The sequence below is a fragment of the Thiosulfatihalobacter marinus genome, assembly GCF_016019955.1.
GTDB lineage: Bacteria > Pseudomonadota > Alphaproteobacteria > Rhodobacterales > Rhodobacteraceae > Shimia > Shimia marinus_A.
Genome location: NZ_JAECRZ010000037.1, coordinates 1 through 4,660, shown reverse-complemented (window position 1 = coordinate 4,660; position 4,660 = coordinate 1). Strand labels below are relative to the sequence as shown.

Here is a 4,660-nt window from a genome sequence, read left to right as displayed (position 1 = left end):
TCTATGAACAGTGCAACGAGTTCGTTAAAGTCGCGTGAAACGGAGTAATCAGCCTCCGGGAAAACCGGGGCGGTTCAGACCACCTCCTCAGATCTTTCCCAAGTTGCCGCAAAAGCCGGCTTCGACCACATTGTCGCCAAGCGACATTACTTCGATTGCGGGGTACTGCGAACCTTTGCGCTGCACGCAGAGTGCCTGGGGGAGCAATTCGATCCAAATGAGTTCAAGCGCACTGTAGGTCGCAAGGCGTCGGCCGCGAGCGGTGTCATGGTGATGGCTATCGCGCCCCAAGACGCGCGCTCACCAGACATCGAAGCGATGATGGATGAGATTGTTCGGATCCTAAGGCGTATGGGGGTCGTGAGTGCTGTCTCTTTGGTCGGAGATGGAAAGCGCTTGATCGAAGATGCAGGCGACCTGGCGGCGTTGGCTCAAGTTCAAAAGCAAGTACCGCAGATAGCTGGAGATAGGATCGCGCGACGGGGAATCCGTGCGCGTGAGGCATTGCTGCGCAATCGCTCGAACGTCGAACTCCAGCGCCTGATGCTGTCGAGCCAATGGCAAATCCTGGGGACAAACGACTCCGAGATGGTGCCCTCGCTGTCCGCTGCGGCATCGCGCTTGGCTGACACTGCCTATCATTCGACACCAATCATTCACAGCGAGCTGCTGCAAAAGGACAGACCTTCCTCGAGTGCTGCGGCCGCTCTTCGAGCCCTTTGCCATGCCATGGTGAAAAGCCCGGATCAGAAAAACCTTGGCTTCGAAGGGTTTCCCGCTGCATTCGGTCTCTACCTCACAACCCTGGCCCCGAATGGTCTGCACCGAAAATCCAAGTCGGGCTACGGTTTTGCTGACCCAGATAGGACCATGACCGGTGCTTCCCTGAAGCCAGCCTGGAAGGTCGTGCACTCGAAAAAGGAGCAGTCGCTGGCGGAAGTCTATGAGGTCTGGCGGGGCGTGCCCTTTGGCATGAAGATCGGCGTGATGCCGGTTTTAGCGCTCGCATTCATGCTCGCAAATCGGCAGACCTATGCTGTCTACCAAGACGGTCGCTTTGTGGCGGATCTCGATGACATCTTTGTCGACAGGATGCTTCAGGATCCTTCGGCCATTGTACTGCGGCCCGCTGGACGTTCTGAGCACCATCTGGCGTTCCTATCCCGGCTTGCGGAAGGGTTGGGTCTGTCTGATGCATCTGCACTTACCGTTGCAAGCGCGGCCTTCCAGCGGATCGAGGCTTTGAGCGACTTTGCCAAGCGCACCAATCTCGTCTCTGCCGACACGCGAAAGATACGCGATGCAATCCGGCACGCAGAAGATCCCGAAACACTGCTCTTCGAAACACTTCCCGGCCTGAATCTCAAAGGTGATCTAGTTGAAAAGACCGTCGCTGCTATTGAAGAGTGTGAGGCGGCCTATGATGGCCTCGCCAAAGATCTGCGACATGCGTTGGCGCATTCCATCGGAGTTCCGAGTGACACCTTTGCCGGAAGCCTTGAACGCGCAGAGTCCATCAAGGGATTGAGCTCAGACCTGAAGTTCGAGGCTTTTGCGGCGCGTGTTGGGGAGATTGAAGCCGGGACCGGCAGCCTGGAGGCAGTGGCCGGAACTCTGCAACCGAAGCCCATGCGCGACTGGTCCGACCGCAACCGCGAAGGGGCCTTGTCTGAGGTAGTAAGACTTGGACGCCGGTTCAGGCAGGCTGAAGCCGTGGCGCTGATGCGCGACCGAAAGTCAAACACGGAAGCGATCGCTCTCATTGTGGGCGTCGATCCGAAGCAGCCGCCAATCCTTCAGAGTTTCGAACTCAGCGAAAACGAAAAAGAGACTGCAAGCAAACTTGCGGACCAGATCATTCGGAATCTTGGCCAAAGCGAATATGGGCATGAGCTCGCGCTGGCGGCTCTCGCTCGGGCTGTTGCGGCGCTCACCGATAATATGGACAAGATCGAAGCATGACCAACGAACGACACATTCTCGGGATATCGGGCGGCCGCGATAGTGCGGCCTTGGCCGTCTATATGCGACAGAACCACCCCGACATCGAAATGGAGTACTTCTTCACTGACACAGGGAAGGAACTACCAGAGGTCTATGATTTTTTGAACAGGCTCGAGGGGTTCCTTGGCAAGCGGATCAATCGGTTGAACCCAGATCGGGATTTCGATTTCTGGCTGGCAGAGTATGGGCATTTCCTACCGTCGGCTAAGACCCGTTGGTGTACCCGGCAGCTAAAGCTGAGACCGTTGAACCTGTGGTTGCGCGAGGACCTAGATAAGGGTGTCGTGGTTCACTCCTATGTCGCAATTCGTGCCGATGAACCAAATCGGGCTGGCTACAAGTCACAGCATCCAAACATGAAGGTTCGGTTTCCTCTGCGAGACGCCGGCATCGACAAGGCCGGTGTGGTCGATTTGCTGAAAGACACCGACATCGGCGAGCCAGAATACTATCGCTGGCGGTCCAGATCCGGATGCACCTTCTGCTTCTTCCAACAGAAGATTGAGTGGGTGCGATTGATGGAAGAGCATCCTAAGGCATTTGAAGAAGCCCGGGCCTATGAGAAGACGGCAGAGGAACACGGCTCCCCTTTCACCTGGAGCGACGGTGAAAGTCTAGATGACCTCGCCAAACCGGAACGTGTCGAGGCGATCAAGGCGGACTACGAAAAGCGCCGGGCCCGCGCCATGCGCGCCGTGCGGCCCAACCCACTGTCAGCGCGCTCCGAGCCGTCGATCGACGAGATTTTTGGTGTCTTTGAGGGAAATTCATGTGTTGTTTGTCATAAATAGTCTCCAGGCCCATTAGCACATGGATTCGCGGCACGGTGCGTCGACAAAGGGCGAGAAAGGCGATATTTGTTTAAAGTAACGGCAAGAACAGTTTTGGAACTCGGCTCCGAGCTTATCAGTTCGGACGTGATCGCGTTTTATGAGCTTATCAAGAACGGGTTTGACGCGCGAACCGAGAACGGCGTTGAGGTGCGCTTCGATGTTGTGCTTGGTCTGCGAAGCTTCAGCTCGCTTCGCAATCGCTCGAAAGAGCAAGAAGTCCCGCTGCAAAATCTCAAGGAGCGTTGTCTGTCCGAGCTGAACTCAGCTGCCACAACGATCTATGAAAAAGCGCGGAAGTTGATTGCGGCCGCAGACTCTTATGATCAACTTTCTAAAGCGTTGAACGAGGTCTATTCGCTTAACACGATCCGCGTCATTGATACTGGCACTGGGATGTCGGCGACGGATCTGGAAGACAAATTTCTGGTCATCGGTACACCCTCACGAAAGATCGCCGTAGAGAAGTCCGTTGCCGAAGGGCAGAAAAAGCCTGATTTTCTCGGTGAGAAAGGCTTGGGTCGGTTGTCAGCAATGCGATTGGGTGGAACGCTCTCTATCGAAACCGCGCGAACGAAAGACAGGAAACTCAATCATCTAAAGATTGATTGGCGGGCGTTTGAAGACGTCAACAAGATGATCGAAGACATAGATATCAAGGCAAGTACGTCTGGAGCAAAGCCTTCGCCGGACTACTCCGGAACTGTTCTTACTATCTCAGAGCTAACATCCGATTGGAACGAAGGCCGCATCAAACAGTTGGCCGCTGCAGATTTTGCTTTTCTGACCAATCCCCTTGCAGATAGCAGAAATCGACCACGAATTGCATTGGTATGGAATGGTGAGCGCATTCCAGTTCCTATGCTTGGAAAAAGCTTTCTTAAGCTCGCCCACGCCAGCATTTGGGGGGCATACATGGTAGGAGAAAGCGGACCCCAGCTTACCCTGAACCTGAAACTCAGAGAGTTGGGCTTTGAACACCCAGTTGTCGAAGAGGAGCTAAGGTTCGGGGAGAAGGACCTGTTCGCTATGATACGCGGCCGGGACGAGGCGATTCCAGAGGATGCGCTGACTGACTTGGGTCCATTCACCTTCGAGGCGCATTGGTACAATAGGCGCCGTGTTAAGGCAGAGGGTGGGATGGATCGCGAGCAGATCCTGAAGCTACACCGTCAATGGACCGGGATCAGAATGTATCGCGATGACTTTCGGGTCTATCCGTATGGGCAAGAGAAGGATGACTGGCTCGGACTCGATCGTGAAGCTCTTATGGCCAGAGGATACCTCCTCAACAAAATTCAGCTTGTCGGTCAAGTAGATATCAGTCGAAGCGCGAATCCTGGTCTCGTAGATCAGACCAATCGGGAGGGCTTGAGAGAGACCCACGAACAGCAAGCGATGCTGAGGATTGTTCAGTTCTCCATTCAAGACCAATTGCGCAACGCGATGAGGCGTGCGGAGACCAAATACAAAGCCAAACGTGCAAAACCAGTAGAAGCAAAGACGGAGATCGCAAGGCTCGAGACGAGAGCGCAGAAGGCAATCAGCAATTTGCGGTCAGTCACGACCAACCAAGAACGCGAAACGATAGAAGAACTGCAACAAACATTGCTCGAGCTGACGGAGCTCGCAAAGATCTTAAGAGAACGTAATGCCGAGGTTGAAGGCGATGCAAAGCTAATGCAAGACATGGCTGGCATAGGACTACTGGTTGAAATCGTCGCTCACGAACTCGCACGCACCTCAGAGTGAAGTGGTCCCGGAAATCCGGACAGTTAGCTAAGGTGTATCCCGAACTTTTTGGAGGGATACGAGATGGCGAAACG

The 4,660-nt window shown here is 54.6% G+C and carries 3 protein-coding genes; all 3 read left to right on the top strand.

Annotated features, from left to right (window positions below):
- The first annotated feature begins 267 nt into the window (after positions 1-267).
- A complete protein-coding gene (locus tag I3253_RS20210) occupies positions 268-1,962 on the top strand; it encodes a hypothetical protein (protein WP_197919590.1) in 1,695 nt (564 codons plus the stop codon).
- Positions 1,959-2,795, top strand: a complete 837-nt coding sequence (locus I3253_RS20205) for a phosphoadenosine phosphosulfate reductase family protein (protein WP_197919589.1) — start codon at positions 1,959-1,961, stop codon at positions 2,793-2,795. The genes I3253_RS20210 and I3253_RS20205 overlap by 4 nt, the downstream gene beginning before the upstream one ends.
- A gap of 66 nt (positions 2,796-2,861) precedes the next feature.
- Positions 2,862-4,586 carry an ATP-binding protein gene (locus I3253_RS20200; RefSeq protein WP_197919588.1) on the top strand — a complete coding sequence of 575 codons (1,725 nt, stop codon included), beginning with the start codon at positions 2,862-2,864 and terminating at the stop codon, positions 4,584-4,586.
- Positions 4,587-4,660: the final 74 nt, after the last annotated feature.

What these genes read in the sequence shown, in the direction of transcription:
- I3253_RS20205 (WP_197919589.1), top strand. Translation starts at nt 1,959, where the DNA reads ATGACCAACGAACGACACATTCTCGGGATATCGGGCGGCCGCGATAGT.
- I3253_RS20210 (WP_197919590.1), top strand. Translation starts at nt 268, where the DNA reads ATGGTGATGGCTATCGCGCCCCAAGACGCGCGCTCACCAGACATCGAA.